The following is a 21,944-nucleotide window of genomic DNA, read 5'->3' on the forward strand; positions in this document are numbered from 1 at the left end:
CGCTGCCATGGACCACATCCGCCGGCTCCTCGGCCGGACCGCCGCCGCCCTGCTCACCCTGCTCGGCGTCTCGGTGCTGATCTTCGCGGCGGTGCGCGCGATGCCCGGCAGCTACACCGACCTGGTGCTCGGACCGCTGGCCACCCGGTCGGAGAAGGCCGCCGCAGCAGCCCGCTTCGGACTCGACCGGCCGGTGGCGGAGCAGTACCTGTACTGGCTGCGCAACGCCGTGCAGGGCGACTTCGGCACCTCCCTGGCCGCCCGGACCCCGGTCGCCACCGAGTTCGGCGACCGACTGCCGGTCACCGTGACCCTCACCGCACTGGCCCTCGCGCTCACCGTGCTCATCGGCATCCCGCTCGGCGTGTACACCGGCACCCGGGAGAGCGGCGGGCGCGGGGGAGTGCCGGGCCGGCTGGTCAGCGCCTTCGGCATGAGCCTGCCGGAGTTCGTGCTCGGCAGCCTGGTGGTGTTCCTGTTCACCCGCTACAGCCTCGGCCTGACCGTCGGCACCTACGTGCCCTGGTCGCAGGACGTGCTCGGCTCCGTCGGCTCCCTGTTCCTGCCCGCCTGCGTCCTCGCCGTGTTCTGCGTCGCCGCCACCGCCCGCACCACCCGTGACGCGGTCCTCGGCGTGCTCGTCGAACCGCACATCGCCGCCGCCGTCGCCCGCGGCGAACCGAAGGGATCCATCGTGCGCCACCACGTCCTGCGCAACGCCGCGGTCCCCGTCCTCACCCTGGTGGCCACCCTCAGCGCCTACCTCCTGGGCGGCACGGTCATCGTCGAGCGGCTCTTCAACGTCCCCGGCCTCGGCTCGTACCTCGTGGACGGTCTCGACCGCCGCGACTACGCGGTCGTCCAGGCCGGAGTGCTCCTCGCGGCGACCGTGTTCATCACGACCAACCTGCTGGTGGACCTCGTCAGCGGGCTGATCGACCCGCGGATCGGCACAGCCGGGAAGAGGGTCGCGTCATGAGGGCCACAACGGTGCGCCTGCGCCGCGCGCTGGCCATGCGCTCGTACGACGGCCTGTTCCGCGGCGCCGTACGGGTGCTCGGCGTCCTGCTCCTCGTCACCCTGGCGGGCCGGCTCGCCGGAGTCGGGGGGCGGCCCGACGCCATCGTGGGCCCGCGGCTGATGCCCCCGGGAGCCGGATGGCCGCTGGGCACCGACAACCTCGGCCGCTCGCTGCTGCCCCGCCTCCTCCAGGGCATCGGCACCACGCTCCTGCTGTCCTGTCTGGCCGTCGCCTGCACCGCGCTCATCAGCACCGCGCTGGGCGTGATCGCCGGCTACCGGGGCGGCCGTACCGCCGAACTGATCCTGCGCGTCGGTGACGTGCTCTACTCCTTCCCCGCCATCGTGCTGGCCGTCCTGGTCGCCGCGGTCCTCGGCCCCGGCCGAACGGCGGCACTGGCCGCGATCGTCCTGGTGACCGTCCCGCTGATGACCCGCATGGTCGGCACCGCCGCCCGCGCGGTCGCCCGCCGCGAGTTCGTCACCGCCGCCAGGATCAGCGGCGTCCGCGCCCCGACGATCATGCTCCGGCACATCCTGCCCAACGTCGCCGGCACCGTCGCCGTCCAGGGCACCTACGCCCTGTCCGTCGGGATCCTCGTCGAGGGCGGCCTGAGCTTCCTCGGCTACGGCGTCCAGCTGCCGGACGCCTCCCTGGGACTGCTGATCCAGGAGGGCGGCCTCTACATGGTCGGCGCCCCCTGGCTGATCGTCGCCCCCGGCGTCGTCCTGGTCGCCGCGATCATGGCGATCAACCTCATCGGGGACAGCCTGCGCGACCGCTTCGAACCCCGGGAGACGAGGTCCCTGGTATGACCGCCGAGACCACACCACTGCTCGTGATCGACGACGTCGTCGCCGAGTACCGCACAGGTTCCCGCGTCGTCCGCGCTCTCGACGGAGCCACCCTGACCGTCGGACGCGGCGAGAGGGTCGGCATCGTCGGCGAGTCGGGCTCGGGCAAGTCCACCCTCGGACTGCTCACCGGACGACTGCTGCCCAGGGCCACCACCTGTCCTCGCGGCCGGGTCCTCATCGACGGCGAGTCCGTACTGGACCTCCCGCCCGACCGGATCGCCCGGCTCCGCCGCGAGCGTCTGGCCTTCGTGCCGCAGGACCCCGTCGGCGCACTCGACCCGACCCTGCGCATCGGCCGACAGCTCCGGCTGGCCCTGCGCGACAAGCCGGCCGACCTGGTCGCGCTGCTCGAACGCGTCCTGATCCGCGACCCCGAACGCGTGCTGCGGCTCTACCCGCACCAGATCTCCGGCGGCATGGCCCAGCGCGTCGTCGTGGCGATGGCCATGGCCCGCCGACCGGCCCTGCTGATCGCCGACGAACCCACCGCCTCGCTCGACAGCCAGGTCCGCGAGGAGGTCCTGCGGCTGCTGTTCACCCTCGCCGCCGAACACGGCACCACCGTGCTGTGGCTCAGCCACGACCTGGGCGGTGTCGCCCGCTGGTGCGACCGCATCGCGGTCATGTACGGCGGCCGGGTCGTCGAGGACGGCACCACCGCCGACGTCCTCACCGCCCCCCAACACCCCTACACCGCAGCCCTGTCGGCCGCCGACCCCGCCCGCGCCAAGGACGGCACCCGGCTGCTCACCATCGGCGGCACGCCACCTGTCCTCACCGAGGACCCGCCGGGCTGTGTCTTCTCCCCGCGCTGCACCTCGGCGGACGACGACTGCGCCACGACACGGCCGGCGCTCCGCACGGTCGCGGGACGGACGGTGCTGTGCCATCACCCGGGCGGGACACCCGTACCCGTACCCGTATCTCCACCGACCGGACAGGAGGAGGCCCGATGAACGAGCCCGTGCTCGAACTCGCCGACGTCGGCGTCGTGTTCAGGTCCGGCCGACGCCACACCGTCACCGCGATGGACGGCGTCACCTTCCGAATCGCCGCGGGCGAGACCCTCGGCCTGGTCGGCGAATCCGGCTCGGGCAAGACCACCACCGGCTCTGTCGCCCTCGGCCTGCGCAGGCCCACCACCGGCTCCGTCCGGTTTCTCGGAGCCCCGCCGGGCAGACGGACCCCCGCCGGAGCGATCCAGGCAGTCCTGCAGAACCCTCACTGGTCCCTCAACCCCCGCCTCACCGTGGCCGATTCGGTGGCCGAACCACTCTCGGCCGCCGTGGGCGGCCGACTGCGCACGCACCACCCGGCCGTCCTGCGCATCCTCGACCGGGTCGGACTGGCCGCCACCTTCGCCGAACGGCTCCCGCACGAACTCTCCGGCGGCCAGCGCCAGCGCGTGGCGATCGCCCGCGCCCTGATCACCCGGCCCAGGTTCATCGTCCTCGACGAGGCGGTCAGCGCCCTGGACGTCTCCGTGCAGGCGCAGATCCTCAACCTCGTCCGCGACCTGCAGACCGAGCAGGGCTTCGGCGCCCTGTTCATCTCCCACGACCTCGCCGCGGTGCGTTACCTCGCCCACCGCGTGGCGGTGATGCGCGCCGGCGAGATCGTCGAACTCGCCGACGCCGACCGCTTCTACACCACCCCGCAGCACCCGTACTCACGACAGCTCCTGGAGACGCTATGACCGCGACCGACCGCACGGGACACCCCGCACGGACCGTCCCGACCCCGTCCTTCGGCCCGGCGAGAACCAACGACGACTTCGACCTGACCCCGCAGCCCAGCCCCGGACAGGGCACAGTGGAGTTCGACTTCCCCGGCGTGGAGATCGGCACGGCCGAGTACGCGGAAGGCCCCACCGGGACCACCGTCGTCCACGTCCCGGCGGGCGCCCGGATGTCCATCGACGAACGCGGGGGCGCCATCGGCCTGTCGTACGGCGACAAGCAGTTCGCCCATGCCATCTGTCTGTCGGGCGGCTCCCTGTACGGGCTCGGCGCCTGCGCCGGGGTCGCGGACGAACTGCGGGCCAGGGTGGACAACCGGGTCGGCTGGAGCGACCTGAAGTGCGTGTCGGGCGCGATCATCTACGACTTCGGCACGCGCCACAACGCGGTCGTCCCCGACGCCGCCCTCGGCCGGGCGGCGCTGCGCACGGCCGAGCCGGGCCGCTTCCCCGTCGGCCGGGCCGGCGCCGGGATCAGCGCCTCGGTCGGCAAGATCGACTCGTCGCGCTGCGAGTTCTCCGGACAGGGCGCGGCCTTCCGGCAGATCGGGGACATCAAGATCCTGGCCGCGACGGTGGTCAACGCGGTCGGCGTCATCGTGGACCGCGACGGCACGGTCGTACGCGGCAACCACGACCCCGCCACCGGGACGAGGCGCCTGCCGCACCTCGACTACGAGGAGGCGTTCGCGGGCGACGGCCCCACCACCATGCACGGCAACACCACCATCTCGGTGCTGGTCACCAACGTACGGCTGGAGGACCGGGCGCTGGAGCAGTTCGGCAGGCAGGTCCACGGATCCATGCACCGCGGCATCCAGCCCTTCCACACCAGCCTCGACGGCGACACCCTGTTCACCCTCACCACCGACGAGGTCGACCTGCCGACCACGCCCTCCCGGGTCGGCGCCCACGCGCTGAACTCCGTGGGACTCGGCTCCATCGCCGCCGAGGTCATGTGGGACGCGATCCTGCGCAGCGCCCGGTGATCGCCCGCCACCACCTCCACTCCGCCGACCCGACGGAACGCGGCCACGCCCTCGGCACCGCCGACGCGGCCCGCATCCGGACGAGCATCACCGCATACCAGCGGCTCTTCGAGGCCGTACGGGTCGATCCCGCCCTGCTGAGGCCGTACGGGGAAGAGGCCGCGGACGGGATACGACGCTGGGCGCCCGCCCTTCACCGGGAACTGGTCGCCGTCGCACATGCCGTGGGGGTCGACGTATGGCAGCTCGGCATGCTCAACGCCCGTACCGAGATCCTCGCCACCGTCGGTGCCACGGCGGAGGGCGAGTGCTCGACCGCCGTGTACGTCGGCGGACCGGGCGCCCCGCACACCATCCAGACCTGGGACTGGCACGAGGAGTTCACCGACGCCAAGACCCTCGTCCGGCATCCGGCCGGCCGGACCGGCGACGCACGGATCTTCACCGAGGCCGGCATCCTCGGCAAGATAGGCCTCAACTCCGCAGGCCTGGGGCTGCACTTCAACATCCTCAGCCACGCCGCCGACGGAGAGCGCATCGGCATCCCCGTCCACGTGGTGGCCCGCCGGATCCTGGACGAGGCCACCACCCTCGCCGAGGCCGTCGACATCGCCCGCTCGGCGGACGTGTCGGCATCCACCGTGCTCACCGTCGTCACCTTCGACGGACGGCACAGTGACGCCGCGTGCGTCGAACTCAGCCCGGCCGGCACCGCCGTACTGCCCCCCGACCCCGACGGCTACCTCCTGCACACCAACCACTTCCTCGACCACCGGCTGGCCGCGGGGGAACTGGCGGCGCCCGCAGGCAGCACCTACGCACGCCTCAAACACCTCACCACCCGCCGCGAACTCCTCGCCTCCGCCGATCCGGCCCGCTGGACCGAACTGCTCCACGCCCACGAGAGCGACGGCGCCCCCGTGTGCTGTCATCCGCAGCCGGGGCTGCCGTTCCACCAGCAGTGGCGGACCCTCCTCACCGTCAGCCTCGACCTGGCGGAGAGGCAGTTGAGGTGCCACGCGGGCGGACCGTGCACAGCGGGGGAGGAATCGGCGTGGGAGCACCTCTGACGCCCCACCGGCCCCGACTGACAGCCATCTGCCGCTATCCGGTGAAGGGCATGACCGGGCAGCCACTGACCGACACGGTGCTCAGAGCCTGTGTCTGATCCCCTGATATGGATCTTCAGTCGGGTCTAGCCTGGTGAGGTGTCCGGGTTGGTCGGGCTGTCGTTTCGGCTGTGCTGTCCGGTGTGTGACTCTCCGCTGGAGGTGGGGTCCGCGCCGAGGGCGGTGTACTGCTCTGCGGCATGTCGGGCCAGGCAGTGGCGGCGTGCACGGCGGATTCGACGCAGGGTCGCGGCCGAGCGTGACGGTGAGGGGCGGCGGGTCTGCCCGGTCTGCCAGACGGTGTGGGTGGCCGGGGTGGATCATCGTAGCAATGCGGTGTACTGCTCGGCGAAGTGCCGTGGCCGGGCCTCGTACCAGCGGAGCAAAGCGTTCGCCGAAGCGTCGAATAAGGGCTTGAGCGAACGGTCAAGTTGACCGTTTCGGGTTCCGTTCGGTCATTTCTGGTCAGTGCTGGTGTTCGATCTCCGGATGGGTTGACGGTGAGTCGTATCGCGGGTCCGGCCTTGTCGCCGGCGCTGTGCCGCCCCCGGGTCCCGCGGCGGGTGGTGAGGGCAGATGCCCACCATGATCGGCAAGGTGACCCAGGAACGCTACGACGAGCTCGTGGCGGAGTCGAAGAGCCTGGTCGAGACCGAGCGGGACACGCATTTCAAGTTAGGTGACAACTCTTTGGAGATCGAGCCCCTTCAGCTGCAAGGGGGTGCACGGCCCGCGGCGGGGGTGGATGTCCAGACGGTCGAGGAGACGTTGGCCCGGTTCGCGGACGACGTCGGGGTGTCGACATCGAGTGTGATGAGCTACCGCAGCACGGCGGCCCACTGGCCGCCGAAGCAGCGGGTCAAGGGGGTGTCGTTGGACATCCACCGGATCCTCAGCGGGCGCCCGGACCGGTTCGAGCTGATCCGCAGGCCGCCTTTCAACGAGCACTACGGAACGCACCGGTGGACCCAGGACGCCGCGAAGCGGGAGATGGGCTGGCAGGTCCAGAATCCGCAGTCGGTGCAGGAGAAGGTGACCGCGATCCACGGCCTGGCGACCGACGACCGGGTCGCTGCCCAGGTCGCTTCCGATCTGCTGCAGCGCCCGGCGGTTGCCGAGAATGTGCCGGCCAGGGCCCGCATCGAGGCGATCGGCGGGCTGGCCCACGACGAGCAGGTGGCAGCGGAGGCCGCACGCAGGTTGCTGCACCGTCCCGATGTCGCGTTCAAGGCGATGGGGGACGACCGCGCGAGGCAGTCGGTCAATCATGCCCAGGTCGAGCGAGGCCGTCAGGCCCGCGAGGAGTACGAGCGGACCAGTGAACTCGCCCCTGCCATCAGGCATTTCGAGCGGACAGCGGAGTTCCTGGACCTGGTCGGGGCCTGCCATGCGTTCGTGGCCACGACGAACCGGGTCGTTCCCGGCCTGCGCGGACGCATCCTCAGCGACGACGAACAGTCCGTACTACGCGAGAACATCGCCCGGGTACGCGGCGCGCTGGAGTGGATCGAGCACGCCGCCGAAACCGGCGACGTGGACGTGGACGAGGCCCTGGCCCGGCTCCTGCGGGGCGAGTAGGCATGCCGCGCTCCAGCAGGGAGCGCGACCGGCGCCGTTCTCCCACCTCCGCACGCCACGCGGATGCGATCCGCGTGGCACTGATGGAGACCGCGCCGGCCGGGCTGAAGAAGCCCCGGCTCATGATGGTCACGGAGCTCTCCCGGTCGCAGGTCGTGCGCGGGCTCGCCGCGTACCACGAAGTCGCCGGTGAGAAGCGGTGGCCGCCGCTGCTGTGGTCGTTTAAGGACGGCTACCACTTCTGCGAGGACGCCGTCGAGCTGGAGGAGTGGGAGAGGCACTGGGCCGAGGTGAAGGCCACGCAGATCAGCAGCGTGATCAACGGGATCCTGGCCGGGCATGCCCGGCTCTTCCCCAAGAGCCGCTGGGTGGCCTACATCGGCGCCCAGATGAACGCCATCCAGAGCTCCCTCGACATGATCGCCCATCCGCAGAACCAGTAGCCCCGCAAGAGAGGGGGTCGCCATCATGCGCAGGAGGCCAGGAGACCGGTCCGGTTCGTCCATCCGCACTCCCCACGGGCCGGTCTCCTGGCCTTCTGCCGTGCGTGCTTCCCGCTATCCCTCGGACATGAGCGATGCGGAATGGGCTTTGATCGAGCCGTTGCTTCCGACCGCCGCGTGCCGGACGCGCAAGGGCGGTGCCCCGGAGAAGTGGCCTCGCCGCGAGATCGTCGACGGCATACGTTATCTGGTTGATAACGGCATCAAATGGAGGGCGATGCCTGCTGACTACCCTCCCTGGCGCACGATTTACGGGTTCGCCAGGCGATGGGCCGCCGCCGGGGCTCTCGGTGTCATCCGTGACCACCTCCGGCGCCGCATCCGCCTCGCGGCGGGGAAAGCACCCCGAACGGCGTCGGTGATCGTCGACTCCCAGTCGGTCAAGGCTTCCGAAACCGTCAGTCAGGCGACCCGGGGATGGGACGGCGGGAAAAAGATCAATGGAAGGAAACGGCATCTCATCTGCGATCATCGCAGCCTCGTGCTGCTGGTCATGGTCACGCCCGCCGACGCCCAGGACTCCCTGGTCGCACGGGAGCTGCTGTTCCGTCTCGCGCTGATGCACCCGGAGGTCGCCATCGTCTGGGCCGACTCCGCCTACGCCAAGAACGGCCTCATCCCGTGGGCGAAGAAGTACCTCGACATCACCGTCAAAACGGTACGCCGCCCACCGGATGCCAAGGGCTTCATCGTTCTGCCGCGGCGCTGGGCAGTGGAACGGTCCTGGTCGTGGATCATGCGAGCCCGTCGGCACTGCCGGGACCACGAACGGCTCCCCGAGATGAGCGAAGCACTCATCACCTGGTCCTGCATCACCCTGATGACCCGCCGTTTGACCCGACGCCGGGTCCGTCCCGCCGAACGGCGCGACGTCGCCCACGGTTACGTGATGCCGCAGGCCGCCTGAGCACCGCTGCCGGACAGCATGCGCAGCCGGCTGTGTCGACCCTGCGGCAGGAACGTTCACCCGCACAGGTGAACCGTCGTTCCGGTGAACGTTTCTGCGTCTGCTGTTCCTCCTACGGTGAGGGGGTGTTGCCCCAGTCCCCGGCAACGGTCCGACGACCGCGCATCCTCCTACGACGGGGGCCTCACGCCGGGAACCAGCATGGACCTCCAGGACACGAATGCCGCGTCAGGGCAGGGTGACGACGACTCCGCGCCGGGAGAGGCGCCGGTCCCGTGCCGGTATGCGCGCAGTTACCTCGACCACGGCGTCACCGTGGTCGAGTTCCACGGCACCATCGACCTGAACACCGTCTGCGAAGTCCAGGTCCATACCGACGCCGCCACCGCCCGGCAGGGCGCACGGATGATCGTGGACCTGCGGCCGGTGGAATTCCTCGACTGCACAGCCCTCGGCCTGCTCTGCCGGGCACGGCGCAGAGCACTGGAACACGGCGGCCACCTGGCACTGGTCTGTGCCCGTCCCTGGCACCTGCGGATCCTCAAAGCCGCCGGCCTCAGCGAACTCTTCCTCCCCCTCGCCACAGTTCAGGACGCCCTCTCCGCCCTGAACTCTGAACCCGCCAACCGTCCCTGACCGCACAGAAGATCAAGGGCTGGCCGATGCCCGGTGACGGCGGCATCGCCCACGGCTACGTGATGCCACAAGCCGCCTGACCGCTCAGCCAGACCCCGACCCACCGCCGCGGCAAGGTGACACCGCAGGCGACAGCTTCCTCCTCAGGCAACTCCGTGCGCTGTCCTATGAGACGCCTCGTGGGATGCCTTGTCGGCGCGGGCCGTTGCGATGGCCAGGAGTTCGGTGGCCGTGCGGCTGCCGTCGGCCGGGACTGGTGTGCTCATCAGCCAGTCGGCAGCGCCGGGCGCGGTCGCGGGAGGAACGACGAGCAGGGTGCGAAAGCCCTTGAGGAAGGAGCAGAGGACGATCTCGTTCTGTTCGTGACCGGACACGAACCATCCGGCGGTCACAGTGTGTGCGCCGACGGCGACCTGGTGCGGGATGTCGGGCCACGGTTCGATCCCCACGGTGACCCTGGTGATGCTGCCCACCCCGTCCATCGCCTCGACCAGGCCGGGGAGTTCGGTGATGAGATCGCGGGAGTAGGGCCACCACGCGCCGTCGAATCCGCAGGAGACGGCACCGTGGGGCGTCAGCGAAAGCCGCACCGGCAGCGGTGCTGCGCGCTGCGGTCCGACTGAGAGGTAATCGGCAGTCGGTTCCATGACGTGAACCTGCCTCCGGGCGACGTCCGCGCCGCCCCAGTGTCGTTGTTCCTCGCCGCCAACAGCCCGTTAAAGCGTGTTCCGGCCTGGGACATCGGTGGTGGAATGGTCCACGGCCGCCGCCGCATGCAGCCGAACACGGGCGGCGGCCGTACGTGCGAAGACGGCACCGAGGTCCCCTCCCTCGCCGTCTCGCACTGACCCGTCCTCATCACCCCACCCGGGGCATGCGGGAGTACACCCCGGTCTCGAAGAGGGCTGGGGAGGACGAAGGGCTGGAGCTGCGTTGTCGGCGATGCGGCTCCAGCCCGCTCACAGTGGTCGCATGGTCACTGTGGCCCGGGGGCACGGGGCCGCAATATGAAAAATACGGGCTGGCAGCTCCTCACCAGTTACAGGTGGTGAAACGCACACGAGCCTCGTAAGCGAGCCTATACCCGCCCCGGTGACGGTGACAGTAGGCAATCTCGGACATGCCACCGGACCAAACTGCCCAAAGATCCATACCAGGGGATCAGACACAGGCTCTCACCGCCGACCGGGGACTGCCCATGGACCGGCTGCTCGGCCTCGCCGGGGGAGTCATACCGGCGAAGGCGGACCCGAACGGGTGGATTCCCAGCGCGGCGCTGCTGCGCCTGAGGAGGAACGCCGACCTCTCCCGCCATCAACTCACCGTGGAGGAAGCGGCATTGCGGTTCACCGCACCCGACGGACGGCGGCTGCGGATCGGCCTGGACGACGAGGGACATCCCCGGGACGGCGACCTGGCGGCGGCCAACGAGCGCATACGGGACTGGTTCCCGGACGGACCGCTGGGACCCGTCCGGTTCGTGCGGCCCGGAGCAGCCCTGTGGGACTGGCCGGACGCACCCCTGTCGATCATCAACCTCGACACGCTGCGGGCCATGGCGGAGGCGGCCGGCGTCCCGGTCGACCCCCGCCGCTTCCGGGCCAACCTGTACGTCAGCGGACTCGGCGCCTGGCGCGAACTCGATCTGCCCGGACACCGGATCCGACTCGGCGGCGCGGAACTGGAGATCACGTTCCCCACCGAACGCTGCCGTGCCACCACGGTCCGTCCCGGCTCCGCGACACGCGACCTCAACGTCCCGACACTGCTCGCCTCCCGCTTCGGCCATCTCTACTGCGGGGTCTACGCCGAGGTCGTACGCGGCGGCCCCATCGCGGTGGGCGACCGGTTCGCCGACCGTGGACCCGCCTCCGCCGACGCGACGCCGGAACCGGCACCGTCACGCTACGCCGCACGACTCGCCGATCCCGGCCGCCCCCGGTACGCCGAGCTGGTCAGGACGACCGAGGAGAGCCCCACCGTCACCACCCTCGCCTTCCGCGACCCCGCCGGATCGCGCAGCCGACCGGGCCAGCACCTGCGACTCCATCTCGCCGACGACAACGCCCCGTTGTGGCGGTGCTACACCATCACCGGCACCACCACCGACAGCACCACCTGCACCGGTACGACCGAACTGCGCATCAGCGTCAAACGGATCACCGACGGCCGGATGTCGTCCCGGCTGCACGCGCTGCCCACCGGCTCCCGCGTGCTCCTCTCCGGCCCCTACGGCGAGGAAATCACCGCCCCCGACCCGCAGCGACCGCTTCTGCTGGCCGTCGCCGGGATCGGCATCACCCCCGTGCTCCCCGTTCTCCGCTCCCTGCTCGACACCACGCCCCGGCGACCGGTGACGGTGCTGAACGTGGTGCGCACCGGAGTCGAAGCCCCGCTGTGGGACGAGGTGGTCGAGCTGCTGGCACAACTGCCGTACGGCACACCGCGGTTGCATGTCACGAACCCCGGCGGGCCACTGCCGGACGGTGCCCGGGCCGGCCGCCCCACCGCCGCCGAGCTGGGCGAACTGTCGGCGGAGGGAACCGTCGAGGCGTACGTCTGCGGCCCGGAAGGCTTCGTCGACAGCGTCCGGACGGCGCTGCTGTCCGCCGGGGTCCCCGCCGGCTCCATCACCGACGAACGCTTCCACTCACCCCGCCCGGCGCGACTCGGCGAGCAGCCGCCACCCGCCGCCGGCCCCTTCACCGTGCACTACACGGTGAGCGGCACCCGCACCACATGGACCCCGGACACCGGCACACTCCTCGACGCGGCCGAATCCGCCGGCCTCCGGCTGCCCTCGGCCTGCCGGGCCGGAGCCTGCGGCACCTGCCGCCAGCGTGTCACCGGCACGGTGGCGCACCTGAGCGAACCGGCCGTACCGCTCGACTCCGGCCAGGCACTGCTGTGCTGCGCCGTACCGATCGGCGACGTGGAGGTGCACGCGTGAGCGTCGACCAGACGCAGGCGTCACGGGCCTCGGCGCACTGCGACGGACCGTCGCCCACCGCGTCGCGCCGTCGCTGAAGGTCTCCGAGGTGCTCCGCAAGGAGGAGCAGTCGGCCCAGGCATGTCCCCGCGGCGGCGCTGAGGCAGGTGCTCGGCCGGGCCGCTGTTCGAGCCACCCCCTGTGTACCTTCGTAGCAGGCCGCGAGGTCTGCACCCACGGGCGTGGACGTGCGATGGCACCGTCCTCGCCCCTGCTGGACGAGGCTGACCGGAAGGCACACGGAACATGACCGGGCAACGCGACCGTTGGGCGGAACTGACAGGCGGACAAGCCGGAGAGAGGTACGCCCGGCGTTTCGCGCGGCTCGCCGAGTCGGGTCACGACATTCACGGCGAGGCAACCTTCTGCGCCGCGCTCCTGAAGCCCGCCGCCCGGATTCTCGACGCCGGCTGTGGCACCGGCCGGATCGCGGTCCGGCTCGCCGAGCTGGGCCATCACTGCATCGGTGTGGACGTCGACCCCTCGATGCTGGCCGTCGCCCGCCGCGACGCCCCCACACAGGCGTGGCACCTCGGTGACCTGGCCCGTCTGGACACACTCGGCCTGGATCCGGGTTTCGACCTGGCGCTCGCCGCCGGAAACGTCATCCCGCTGCTGGCCCCTGGCACCGAACCGGCCGTCGTCCGGCAACTGGCCGCCGCTCTGAGCCCCGGTGGCCTGCTGGTCACAGGCATGGGCCTGGACGCGGCCCACCTGCCCCTGCCGGAACCACCGGTGACCCTCGCGGAGTTCGACCACTGGTCCGCCGAGGCCGGACTGACCCTGCGGCAGCGCTACGCCACCTGGAGCGGCGATCCCTACTACCAAGGCTGCGGCTATGCCGTCAGCGTGCACTCCCGCTCCGCCATGTGAGTACGACCCCGTCGGCCCACGCCGGTGCGCGTCCCGGCCACGCGGCAACCGGCGCCCGGTTGCCTTCGCCACCCAGCCGAACTTCCTGAGGCCGATCGCCCCGCACGGAACCGTCGTTGCACCCCGCCCTTCCGGAACCGGCGGGGCAGGCCGGATGCCGCTGGTGAACGGCGTCGGTGAGCAGGGTCGGCGAGAACCGCACGCACGGTCGACACGAAGCCGGCCGGCTGATGGAACGACGAGGCTGTGCCCACGAGCACCCGGGCATCTCCAGGACCGTTGACAGCGGGAATCGGGAGTGCGGATACCCGCCATTTTCCTGCTCCGCACTGCTGCAGGCACAACCATTCGGCGTGGTGAACGGTCTCATGAGTGAGCAGGCAATTACGGGGGGCGAACGTGCGGGTTCCACGCAGCAACCTCGTAGACAACGGGGAGCAGTCATGAAGACAGGCTTGTACCTCAAGATCGCGATCGTCGCCGCACTCACGGCAGCCACCGTGACCGTCGCCCCGGCCGCGGTTTCAGCGGCGGACGGTGCGGCTCCCTCCGCGTCGGCCCCGGGCCGGTCCCCGGCCCCGGCCTGGCACACCTCTCTGGCTGGGACGCTCTCGGACAACTCCGGTCTCTTCGACATCGCGTCGGTCGGTCCGAACGCCGCCTGGGCCGTGGGTACCCAGTACATCGATGGCGTCGGCCAGGGCGTCATCCTGCGCTGGAACGGCAGCACGTGGCAGCAGGAGTCCACGTCCGCCGTGCCGGAGACCGGCGTGTGGCACGCCGTGGACGGGGTGTCCGCGCACGACGTCTGGGCGTACGGCTGGGGCCAGGAGGGCGAGACCCTGGGCCACTACGACGGCAAGCAGTGGACGCAGATGCCGCTGCCTGAGGAGAAGGGCTACGGCTTCGCGAAGCTCGCCGCCGCCCCGGGCAGAGCCTGGCTGGTGAGTGACACCGCGATCAACTCCTACGCCCACGGCGTCTGGCAGAGCACGCCCCTCCCGAAGGGGGTCCACATCAGCGCCATCGACGCGCGCACCGCCCACGATGCCTGGGCGGTCGGCCAGTTCGGATACGTCGGCCAGCCGAGCCGGTCCGTGCTCATGCACTGGGACGGCCGTTCGTGGACCGAGACCGCGCCGGCCGGCAGCAACCTCACGCTCTCGGCCGTGTACCAGGAGTCCGCCCGCAGCGTCTGGGTCACCGCTCTCACCCCCTACGTCGAAGACGAACAGCAGCAGACCAAGGTGCTCCACTGGAACGGCCGCACCTGGCGAGACGTCACCGGGCCGGTCGACGGGCTCTGGGCCACTGCCATCACCGGCGACGGCAAGGGCACCATCTGGGTCTCGGGCGACCCCTACGGCTACGAGGGCACCGCCCTCTACTGGCGCCTGCGTGACGGCGTCTGGACCTCCGTAGACGGTGACGCCGTCCCCGGCGGCCACACCCAGGCGTACGACATCGAGGCCCTCGCGCCCGTCGGTCGCACCGGACAGTTCTGGTCCGTCGGCGCCTACGGGCTGATCACCGGAGAGTCCACCTCCGCCCAGTACGAGCTGATCCAGCGTTCGACTCGCTGAATCCACCCCTGACGCAGGGGCGACGCGAGTCGGCGAAGCGACCTCGGTTGGGTCACGGGTGGCTTCGAACGAGCCTGTCGGCCCTGCGGCAGACCGCCGTTCCGACGCGGTTCGGTCATCGCAGCCCGCACCTGCGTGCTGTCGGCGGGCGTGTTGTGGTTCATCGCGCTGTTGGGCGTGGGGGTACCACGCGTTTCTCGACGCCGCCCTGCTGACCACGACGGTGCGTCCGCCTTTCGCGGACCCTGCCGTGCGGCCGGTCGTGGAACTCGGTGACCAGGCCCTGGTCGCGTCAGCGGCGGAAGAAGGCATGGACCCGGCCCCGTGGTGGGAAGCCGGACGGCTTCGCCCGCCACGGGGTTCCCGTGCCAACCGGACAACACACCATGACCCACGTCGCCCGGTGGCAGTACGCCTCCGGCTGACCTTCGCGTGACCGATCGGATGTGCGCACCTGCGACAACAGGGCCCCCTGGCCTGCTCGTCGGCGTGGACGCCCGCCCAGCGACCAAGAGGCCCTGTTCTCCATGCCCGGCACTCGCCGCGATCACCCGGACACGACCTCCCGTCCGACCGACACCGGTCAAGATGACGGACGACGCGAGCACCGCTGTGCGCCCGGCAGCCGTCTTCCGGGTGGTGCGTGTCTTCTTGCCGATGTCTCCCCCTGGTTCGAACGGGAAGCCGGGCCGAGCCGGTCAATGGGGTCGGCGGGGGTTCAGGGGCTCAGGATCCACATCTGGGCGGTCGGGGGATGAGCGTTGTTGCAGTCCCACTGCATGAGCTGGCTGCCGGTGCCGCCGACTGTGTCGAGGCACAGGCCGGTGCCCGCGTGTTCGAGCTTCTGGTAGGTCAACTCGCCGACGTCCACATTGCTCTTGGTCCAGTATTCCGACCCTGATGTGTTGCAGGTGTATGCGTCGACCGCTTCACCTGGGGTGCTGGTGCCGTTGTTGACCTCGGCGCAGTACCCGCTTTTCTGATTTACGAGCGAGTAGGTTTTCGCTGCGCCGGGTACTGGTATGAACGCCCAGTTCTGGGTGCTGGAACCGTTGCAGTCGGCCAGTTGGAGCCGGACGTTGAGCTGCCCGCCGGGCGCGTCGACGCACTGGCCGAAAGCCACGTTCTTGAGCGTGTGGAAGGCGCTGGCCGTTGTGAGGGCCGCGGCGCGGGTGGAGGTGTCCGTCACCGATCCCGTGGCCTGGGCTGCGGCACTGGCTCCGGCCGCCATGGTGACCATGCTGGCGGCCGCCAGTAACGCGCCTGCCGAGGCAGTCATGCTCTTTCTCGTTTTCATTGATGTCATTGTTGTGACCTCCGGTTCCTTCGGTCGGAAAATCTGAACAGCCTGTCCTGGCCCATCAGTTGGGTAGGGCGAGGGGAATGTGTCCTTTCGGACAGGCATGAGGGCTGGAGTCGCTCGGGCCGGCTGGTCTCGGCCGTGCTCCGGCGCAGACGCGGCGTCGCTGTTCCTGGTCAGTGGTAGAAGTACGGATCCAGGACGCTGACCTCGGTGATCCGGTCGACGGGCAGGCCCGTGGTCTGTGCGGCCTGGCGCACGGCTTCCGGAGACGGCCCGTCGTACACGCAGTAGGTCACGCTCTTGTCCCGGCTGACGTAGGACTGGATCCAGGTGACCGCTGATGCGGCGTTGCCCTCGACGACGCCGGCGCAGGTCTTGGCGCCCTCGTCGTCCGTCGGGATGTGCAGACCTTCGGGGAAGGTCCGTTGCACGAGATATCGCGGCATGTTGCACGCTCCTTTCGACAGCCACTGTCCGGCTGGGAGCGGTCCTGGGACATCGGGAGGCGTTCCCTATGTTCGCTCGGCGATCTCCCCATGTTCGGCGGCCTCCTGGCGGGTTCGCACGCCGAGCTTGGCCAGGATGGAGGAGACGTGATGCCCGGCCGTCTTCTCCGCGATGTGGAGCCGGTCGGCGATCTCGGAGTTCCGCAGCCCGTCCCTGAGCAGGGCGAGGACGTCGGCTTCGCGTGCGGTGAGCCCGTTGGGATGGGCCAGGGTGGAACGCCGTGGTGGGCGGATCCCCAGGTCGCGCATCCGGCGGGCCACCTGGTCCGCGGCAGGCCGGGCGCCGAGGCCCTCAAGCACGCGCAGGGCCTCACGCAGGTGAGCCGGGCTCTGCGCGAGCGCCATGGCCGACTCGTACGGGCAGCCGAGGTCGTCCCAGGTCCGGGCGGCATCGACGGGGTCCAGCCGATACGGCGGGGCGGCGGCCCGGTGGACTTCCGCCGGTCGCGGTTGCAGCCACTGCCCGAGTTCACCGATCGCCCAGCCGATGCCGAGCCGTACCGCCATGTCGTAGCTCTCGGAGAGGCTGCTGTCGGGCTGTTGTCCGCGCATGCGGGCGAGTTCTGCGCGTCCTGCGGCGACCGGCCACAGGCGTTGGAGATCTCCGGTCCGTTCGGCCAGTGACCACGCCTCGTCGAGGGTGTCCGCCGCGCCCGGTTCTCCCCGCCGGGTGCGCAGCCGCCCCAGCACGGTGAGCGCGACGATCCGGCTCGGCGCGCATTCGGTGGCTCCCACCTGCGCCACCATCGCTTCTGCCGCTGACCACTGCCCGCGCTCGAACAGGCAACGGGCCAGCCACGCTGTGGCGTAACTGCGTACGTCGTCCAGGTCGCGGTCGGAGCACCACGTCATGGCCTCGCGCAGCCAGTGTTCCGCGAGGTCGTAGCGGCGGACCTCGCCTGCCGCGGAGCCGAGGTTGACCATCGCGCTTCCGACGGCCGCGTCGTCACCGGCCGCCCGGGCCGCCCGAAGGCTTCGGAGCATGGTCCGCACGGCCAGGTCCGGCTCGATGGACCACTGTGCGGAGCCGACCGCGTTGAGCGCCCGGGCGAGCAGGGTCCGTTCACCGAACCGCTCGGCGAGCAGGGCGGCGCGACTTCCGGTCCGCATCGCCCCGGGGATGTCCCGGGCCAGCATCAGAAGGTACGCCGACCAGGTGTACGCGGCGACCAGCCCGGGGCCCTCCGGCAGCCGTTCGGCAAGGGCGAGTGCCTGCCGCACCATCGCGTGCGCCTCGGTGTTCCGGCCCTGGTTCCACAGGTAGTAGGAGCAGTAGGCCATCAGAGCGGCCTCGCGTTCCTGGTCGCCTTCCGCCCGCCAGCACTCGATCGCCCGACGGGAGGAGAGCACGGCCGCGGCGCTCCGGCCGGCGTGCGCACACGCCTCGCCGTGGCGTTCCAGCAGTTCCGCGTGTCGGCGCGGGCTGATTCCGTCGGCGAACCGCAGTGCCTGGGCATAGTGATCGGCTGCCTGCCGGTGGGCTCCGACGGCTGCTGCCCGCCCCGCCGCTGCGTCGGCGTGCACGAGTACGGCCGCAGCGTCGCCTGCCTCCTCCGCGTGATAGACGAGCCGGGCCGGATCGCTGCCCCACTGCGTCAGATCCGCCAGCGCACGCTCATGCAGTTCGGTCTTGCGCGCCGACGCGATGCCCTCCTCGATGGCCAGTCTGGCCAGCTCGTGGCGGAACAGGATCCGTGAGCCGTCGCGAACCAGCATTCCCGCGTCCACGCAGGCGTCGACGGCCTTCCTGGGCGCCTGGACCAAGGGGGCGGGGGCATAACCGGGAAAGACGGCCACCGAGTTGAGTGCGTCGCGCTCCGCGGGCCCGAGACCGGCCGCCCGGGCCAGCACCGCGTCGCGTACGGTCTCGGGAACCCTGTGGTCGGGATCGGCCAGGACCTCGGTCACGAAGAAGGGGTTGCCGCCGGCCCGGGTGTGGAGTTCCGCGGCGTCCGGACCGTCCGGCCCGGCCAGCGTCGCGACGGCCGCGGCCGAGAGCGGTGACAGCCGGATGCGCAGCACACTCCTGTCGGTGGCGAGCGCTCCCAGCACCGTGCGCAACGGGTGATCCGGGCCGACCTCGTCGTCCCGGTAGGTGACGACGAGCAGGCCACGGGTGGAAGAGATCCGGCGGGCGGTGAACATGAGCAGGTCGAGCGTCGCTTCGTCGGCCCAGTGGGCGTCCTCGAACACGGCGACGGCTTCCTGCGCCGTCAACTGATCCAGGAACGCGGTGAACATCGCGTGACGGGGACTCTCCGCAGCCATCGCGGCGGCCAGTTCACCGGTCGCCTGCCGTGCGATGTCGTGGAGCGGACCCAGGGGCTGCGGCGTCCGCAGCGCGTCGCACGAACCCCACAGGACCGGCCGGGTCAGGCCGCCGCAGAACGCCCTGACAAGAGCGGTCTTGCCGATACCCGCTTCGCCGGACACCAGAACCACCCGCCCGGGTGGGCAGCGTCGCAGCCCATCAAGCCAGTGATCCCGCTCAAGTAACGCCATATCGTGGACGGTAGTAGTACCGGGCCCGCACCGCGCTGCCGTCGAGGAACCGGACGCCTGCGCGGGCGTCGAAACCCCGTTCGCGGGACGTCGGGTGCGGCGCCCCCGTAACGGTGGTCGGCGGCGTACGCGATGCAGCGCGGGCTGGTCGGGCCCCTGCCGCACCGACGCAGAAAGACGACGGCACGCTCGTGCGGGGACTGCGGGGACTGCGGGGACTGCGGGGACTGCGGGGACTGCGCCTGAGGTCTCGTCGGGCGGCGCTGCCGGGCGGGACGCCCCGTTCGGCGGGACGGCCGGCAGGGGAGTCGGGTCGTGCCCCATGCGGACCTGTCCTCCTGCTCCGCGCCCGTCGCTCTGTCAGCCGCCCGCGCGCCGGCGATACCCGGCTCGGGATGCCTGCCGGTCAGGCGGAGAGACTCTCTCCGGCCGGTCAGCCGTACATCGCCGCGTGGGAGAACGCCGCACGCGTCGTCGATGGGGTGGGACTGGGGCCTGCCGGAGGGGTCGAGCCTGTTCCACCCCTGCGGTTCACCCACGACCGCCCGCTGCCGCTTGCCGTCGGCTCGGGTCATGGCCGGCGTTCCACCACTGCGGACCGTGCCGCCATGGCCCCAGAAGCCTGCCTGGCCGGGAGCCTCTGCCGGGTGCGGGCCGCGACCGCAGTCGATCGTCCATCCCTCTTGGGAGACGACCGGGACAGTGCGTTGCATCTGTGCCAGCGACGCAGGGCTGACGCTCTCCCCGGCCAGCACGATCCATGCGTCGACGACGTCGTCGCACCGCCGCGACGGGCCGGTGCGCCACTGCCACAGCCTCTTCCTGGCGCATGCCGTCGTCCATCGGCCCGCCCCTCCTCGTCGTCGCTGTCGCCCCTACGACGGTGACGCCCCGGAACCCGCGACGGCATGGTTCGGTCGGCCGGAACCGGGGACCGAGCGGGACCGATCCGACGGCGGGGACGGGCCGTTCAGCCCCGACCGGCCGGCCGGAGTGCAGGGGGCGAGGACCTGACGGATCCGGTCCGCAGGGCCATATTCCGGTCTGCCAGGGCCACGGCGAGGGACCATCGGCCTCTCCTTCTGGCACACCCCGGCGTCCACTCTCGGAGGTATCAGCACTCAGGCGTGAGAGGAGCGCACCATGCGCATCACATCCCTTGACGCCGCGATCCTGGAGACCTGCGTCTCGGCCGCGGTCGCCGCGCCCTCGATCTTCAACAGCCAGCCGTGGCGCTTCCGTCTGGCCCCCGAAACAGTCGCCCTCCAGGTGCGCGCCGCCCCGGCACAGGGTCTCCGGCATACGGATCCGACCGGACGCGCCCTGCATCTCTCCGTGGGGGCATCGGTCCTCAACCTCCGGATCGCGCTGGAGCACTTCGGCTGGGAGGCGCTCACCCGCCTGCTGCCGTGCCCGGCGGACCCGGACCTGCTGGCCTCCGTACGTCCGACAGAGCCCGCGGCCAGGCCCCCGGGAGGGCACTCTGCCGACCTGTACGGGGCGATCTGGCGCAGGCACAGCAGCCGCTTCCCGTTCTCCAGCCGGCCGCTTCCCCCGCATCTGTACGCCGATCTGGCGCAGGCGGCCGACGCGGAAGGCGGGTGGCTCGACTTCCCCGGCGCCGCGGAGACGGTGCGCCTGCTCGCCGTGACCGCGGAGGCCGAGCAACGCAACCGCCGGGACGCCGACCGTGCGACGGAAAGCCGCCGCTGGGTGCAAGGCGATCCGTACGAGGTGGCCGACACGGGCCTGCCCTGGGCGGCGCTCGGCCCGCAGGACGCCCGGGAGCGGCTTCCGATGCGCGACTTCACCGAGCAGCGCCACCCCGACCGACTCCCCGCCCGCACCTACGAGACGGCCCCCGTCATCGCCCTGCTGGCCACCACCCATGACCGCCGCGTCGACTGGCTGCGCGCCGGCCAGGCACTCGAACGGGTCCTGCTGGTCGCGACGGCCCAAGGCGTGCGCGCGTCCCTGCTGCACCAGGCGATGGAGTGGCCGGACCTGCGCCGGTCCATCAGCCCCACGCCCGATCACGCCGGGCACCCCCAGATGCTGATACGCCTCGGATACGGCCCTCAGGGCCTTGCCACCCCGCGGCGTGCCGTCGGCACGCAGTCCGACGCGGGGCCGGCAAGCCGTTGAGTGGCCTCGGCGGAGTCCGGCGCGGTGTCGTGCCTCACAGGGCGCGCGGGGCCGTGCCGATATGCGGCCCGCTACGGTGGGCCCCGCGAGAAGCATCGAGCGGGGGAGCGAGCAGCCCCCACGGGCCGCAGGCTCTTCACCGCGCCTCCAGCGGAGCCCTTGGCGCACTGGTCGCGCCCGGTCAGCCCGCCGCGGGCACCGGGACGGCACCCGGCCACGGCACGTTGGCGAGGGCCCCGGACAGGCGGGAGTGCACCTCGAAGGCGTCCCGCAGACCGGTGTGGCGCAGGATCCGTAAGAAGCCCGCACTTCGTGTGACCAGCCGCAGCCGGCCGTCCCGCGCCAGGACACGGTTGCGCGCCCGGCACAGCACGCCCAGACCGCTGCAGTCGATGAAGGAGACACCGCGCAGATCGAGCACCAGGTCGGGGCGCGGCCCGGCGGTCAGCTCGTCCAGGCGGGCCGTCAGAGGCGGTGCAGCGAAGAGGTCGATCTCTCCGTGCAGTCCCACGACGGTCGTCCCGCCGACGACACGCTCTGTACAGGGCGCCGGGGACCTCGTGTGGTTTTCGGACATGGTCAGAGCAAAGCCGGTCGGCGCGGTGCGCAGAAGGGCCTTTCGGCCCTGCCGGTCCGATTCGGCGGGGCCGATCGGGCCCAACCGGCGCAGCCCCGGCTGCCGACCGGACTCGGTGGGGAGCGGCC

The 21,944-nt window shown here is 71.0% G+C and carries 18 protein-coding genes and 1 pseudogene; 14 read left to right on the forward strand and 5 right to left on the reverse strand.

What is annotated here, in order from left to right:
- The first annotated feature begins 7 nt into the window (after nt 1–7).
- The 10 genes and pseudogenes from OG595_RS43480 to OG595_RS43525 all read left to right on the forward strand — a co-directional run bounded on the left by OG595_RS43480 (nt 8) and on the right by OG595_RS43525 (nt 9,338).
- Nucleotides 8–979, forward strand: a complete 972-nt coding sequence (locus OG595_RS43480) for an ABC transporter permease (protein ID WP_329282156.1) — start codon at nt 8–10, stop codon at nt 977–979.
- The gene (locus tag OG595_RS43485) at nt 976–1,836 is read left to right on the forward strand and encodes an ABC transporter permease (protein WP_329282158.1); all 861 of its coding nucleotides are present in this window, start codon (nt 976–978) and stop codon (nt 1,834–1,836) included. The genes OG595_RS43480 and OG595_RS43485 overlap by 4 nt, the downstream gene beginning before the upstream one ends.
- Nucleotides 1,833–2,834, forward strand: coding sequence for an ABC transporter ATP-binding protein (locus OG595_RS43490; RefSeq protein WP_329282160.1), 1,002 nt, complete (start codon nt 1,833–1,835; stop codon nt 2,832–2,834). The genes OG595_RS43485 and OG595_RS43490 overlap by 4 nt, the downstream gene beginning before the upstream one ends.
- Nucleotides 2,831–3,574: an ATP-binding cassette domain-containing protein gene (locus OG595_RS43495; protein ID WP_329282162.1), complete on the forward strand. Its 744-nt coding sequence runs from the start codon at nt 2,831–2,833 to the stop codon at nt 3,572–3,574. Before OG595_RS43490 ends, OG595_RS43495 begins: the two co-directional genes overlap by 4 nt.
- Entirely contained in the window at nt 3,571–4,605 is a 1,035-nt protein-coding gene (locus OG595_RS43500) for a P1 family peptidase (RefSeq protein ID WP_329282164.1), read from the forward strand. Before OG595_RS43495 ends, OG595_RS43500 begins: the two co-directional genes overlap by 4 nt.
- Nucleotides 4,575–5,675 (forward strand): C45 family peptidase, encoded by a 1,101-nt coding sequence (locus OG595_RS43505; RefSeq protein WP_329282166.1) that lies wholly within the window; start codon nt 4,575–4,577, stop codon nt 5,673–5,675. The genes OG595_RS43500 and OG595_RS43505 overlap by 31 nt, the downstream gene beginning before the upstream one ends.
- Nucleotides 5,676–6,290: 615 nt before the next feature.
- Nucleotides 6,291–7,292: a DUF6192 family protein gene (locus tag OG595_RS43510; protein WP_329282168.1), complete on the forward strand. Its 1,002-nt coding sequence runs from the start codon at nt 6,291–6,293 to the stop codon at nt 7,290–7,292.
- Between the two features lie 2 nt (nt 7,293–7,294).
- Nucleotides 7,295–7,735, forward strand: coding sequence for a RacP protein (locus OG595_RS43515; protein ID WP_329282169.1), 441 nt, complete (start codon nt 7,295–7,297; stop codon nt 7,733–7,735).
- A gap of 100 nt (nt 7,736–7,835) precedes the next feature.
- Nucleotides 7,836–8,779, forward strand: a pseudogene (locus OG595_RS43520) (IS5 family transposase); the annotation flags it as partial.
- A gap of 124 nt (nt 8,780–8,903) precedes the next feature.
- Entirely contained in the window at nt 8,904–9,338 is a 435-nt protein-coding gene (locus tag OG595_RS43525) for an STAS domain-containing protein (RefSeq protein ID WP_329282171.1), read from the forward strand.
- 143 nt (nt 9,339–9,481) lie between these two features.
- Here OG595_RS43525 and OG595_RS43530 read toward each other — a convergent pair whose 3' ends face one another.
- The gene (locus OG595_RS43530) at nt 9,482–9,985 is read right to left on the reverse strand and encodes a DUF5994 family protein (RefSeq protein ID WP_329282173.1); all 504 of its coding nucleotides are present in this window, start codon (nt 9,983–9,985) and stop codon (nt 9,482–9,484) included.
- A gap of 551 nt (nt 9,986–10,536) precedes the next feature.
- On the opposite strand from OG595_RS43530, the gene OG595_RS43535 reads away from it, so the two are divergent.
- The 3 genes from OG595_RS43535 to OG595_RS43545 all read left to right on the forward strand — a co-directional run bounded on the left by OG595_RS43535 (nt 10,537) and on the right by OG595_RS43545 (nt 14,783).
- Nucleotides 10,537–12,288 carry an MOSC domain-containing protein gene (locus OG595_RS43535; protein WP_329282176.1) on the forward strand — a complete coding sequence of 584 codons (1,752 nt, stop codon included), beginning with the start codon at nt 10,537–10,539 and terminating at the stop codon, nt 12,286–12,288.
- Nucleotides 12,289–12,573: 285 nt separating this feature from the next.
- Nucleotides 12,574–13,200 carry a class I SAM-dependent methyltransferase gene (locus tag OG595_RS43540; protein WP_329282178.1) on the forward strand — a complete coding sequence of 209 codons (627 nt, stop codon included), beginning with the start codon at nt 12,574–12,576 and terminating at the stop codon, nt 13,198–13,200.
- A 443-nt stretch (nt 13,201–13,643) separates the two neighbouring features.
- Nucleotides 13,644–14,783, forward strand: coding sequence for a hypothetical protein (locus OG595_RS43545; RefSeq protein ID WP_329282180.1), 1,140 nt, complete (start codon nt 13,644–13,646; stop codon nt 14,781–14,783).
- A 718-nt stretch (nt 14,784–15,501) separates the two neighbouring features.
- On the opposite strand, the gene OG595_RS43550 is transcribed toward OG595_RS43545, so the two are convergent.
- From OG595_RS43550 to OG595_RS43560, 3 genes are all read right to left on the reverse strand, one after another.
- Entirely contained in the window at nt 15,502–16,080 is a 579-nt protein-coding gene (locus OG595_RS43550; RefSeq protein WP_329282182.1) for an RICIN domain-containing protein, read from the reverse strand.
- A gap of 179 nt (nt 16,081–16,259) precedes the next feature.
- Nucleotides 16,260–16,532: a DUF4242 domain-containing protein gene (locus OG595_RS43555; protein WP_329282184.1), complete on the reverse strand. Its 273-nt coding sequence runs from the start codon at nt 16,530–16,532 to the stop codon at nt 16,260–16,262.
- Nucleotides 16,533–16,598: 66 nt separating this feature from the next.
- Nucleotides 16,599–19,418: an ATP-binding protein gene (locus OG595_RS43560; protein ID WP_329282186.1), complete on the reverse strand. Its 2,820-nt coding sequence runs from the start codon at nt 19,416–19,418 to the stop codon at nt 16,599–16,601.
- A gap of 819 nt (nt 19,419–20,237) precedes the next feature.
- Between OG595_RS43560 and OG595_RS43570 the strand changes: the two genes are divergently transcribed.
- Nucleotides 20,238–21,239 (forward strand): Acg family FMN-binding oxidoreductase, encoded by a 1,002-nt coding sequence (locus tag OG595_RS43570; protein ID WP_329282188.1) that lies wholly within the window; start codon nt 20,238–20,240, stop codon nt 21,237–21,239.
- A 181-nt stretch (nt 21,240–21,420) separates the two neighbouring features.
- On the opposite strand, the gene OG595_RS43575 is transcribed toward OG595_RS43570, so the two are convergent.
- Nucleotides 21,421–21,816: an STAS domain-containing protein gene (locus OG595_RS43575; RefSeq protein WP_329282190.1), complete on the reverse strand. Its 396-nt coding sequence runs from the start codon at nt 21,814–21,816 to the stop codon at nt 21,421–21,423.
- Nucleotides 21,817–21,944 lie beyond the last annotated feature (128 nt).

Source organism: Streptomyces sp. NBC_01451 (genome assembly GCF_036227485.1).
Taxonomy (GTDB): domain Bacteria; phylum Actinomycetota; class Actinomycetes; order Streptomycetales; family Streptomycetaceae; genus Streptomyces.

What these genes read in the sequence shown, in the direction of transcription:
- OG595_RS43570 (WP_329282188.1), top strand. Translation starts at nt 20,238, where the DNA reads ATGCGCATCACATCCCTTGACGCCGCGATCCTGGAGACCTGCGTCTCG.
- OG595_RS43575 (WP_329282190.1), bottom strand. Translation starts at nt 21,816, where the DNA reads ATGTCCGAAAACCACACGAGGTCCCCGGCGCCCTGTACAGAGCGTGTC.
- OG595_RS43535 (WP_329282176.1), top strand. Translation starts at nt 10,537, where the DNA reads ATGGACCGGCTGCTCGGCCTCGCCGGGGGAGTCATACCGGCGAAGGCG.
- OG595_RS43530 (WP_329282173.1), bottom strand. Translation starts at nt 9,985, where the DNA reads ATGGAACCGACTGCCGATTACCTCTCAGTCGGACCGCAGCGCGCAGCA.
- OG595_RS43510 (WP_329282168.1), top strand. Translation starts at nt 6,291, where the DNA reads ATGCCCACCATGATCGGCAAGGTGACCCAGGAACGCTACGACGAGCTC.
- OG595_RS43555 (WP_329282184.1), bottom strand. Translation starts at nt 16,532, where the DNA reads ATGCCGCGATATCTCGTGCAACGGACCTTCCCCGAAGGTCTGCACATC.
- OG595_RS43550 (WP_329282182.1), bottom strand. Translation starts at nt 16,080, where the DNA reads ATGAAAACGAGAAAGAGCATGACTGCCTCGGCAGGCGCGTTACTGGCG.
- OG595_RS43545 (WP_329282180.1), top strand. Translation starts at nt 13,644, where the DNA reads ATGAAGACAGGCTTGTACCTCAAGATCGCGATCGTCGCCGCACTCACG.
- OG595_RS43515 (WP_329282169.1), top strand. Translation starts at nt 7,295, where the DNA reads ATGCCGCGCTCCAGCAGGGAGCGCGACCGGCGCCGTTCTCCCACCTCC.
- OG595_RS43560 (WP_329282186.1), bottom strand. Translation starts at nt 19,418, where the DNA reads ATGGGGCACGACCCGACTCCCCTGCCGGCCGTCCCGCCGAACGGGGCG.
- OG595_RS43490 (WP_329282160.1), top strand. Translation starts at nt 1,833, where the DNA reads ATGACCGCCGAGACCACACCACTGCTCGTGATCGACGACGTCGTCGCC.
- OG595_RS43485 (WP_329282158.1), top strand. Translation starts at nt 976, where the DNA reads ATGAGGGCCACAACGGTGCGCCTGCGCCGCGCGCTGGCCATGCGCTCG.
- OG595_RS43540 (WP_329282178.1), top strand. Translation starts at nt 12,574, where the DNA reads ATGACCGGGCAACGCGACCGTTGGGCGGAACTGACAGGCGGACAAGCC.
- OG595_RS43525 (WP_329282171.1), top strand. Translation starts at nt 8,904, where the DNA reads ATGGACCTCCAGGACACGAATGCCGCGTCAGGGCAGGGTGACGACGAC.
- OG595_RS43495 (WP_329282162.1), top strand. Translation starts at nt 2,831, where the DNA reads ATGAACGAGCCCGTGCTCGAACTCGCCGACGTCGGCGTCGTGTTCAGG.
- OG595_RS43500 (WP_329282164.1), top strand. Translation starts at nt 3,571, where the DNA reads ATGACCGCGACCGACCGCACGGGACACCCCGCACGGACCGTCCCGACC.
- OG595_RS43480 (WP_329282156.1), top strand. Translation starts at nt 8, where the DNA reads ATGGACCACATCCGCCGGCTCCTCGGCCGGACCGCCGCCGCCCTGCTC.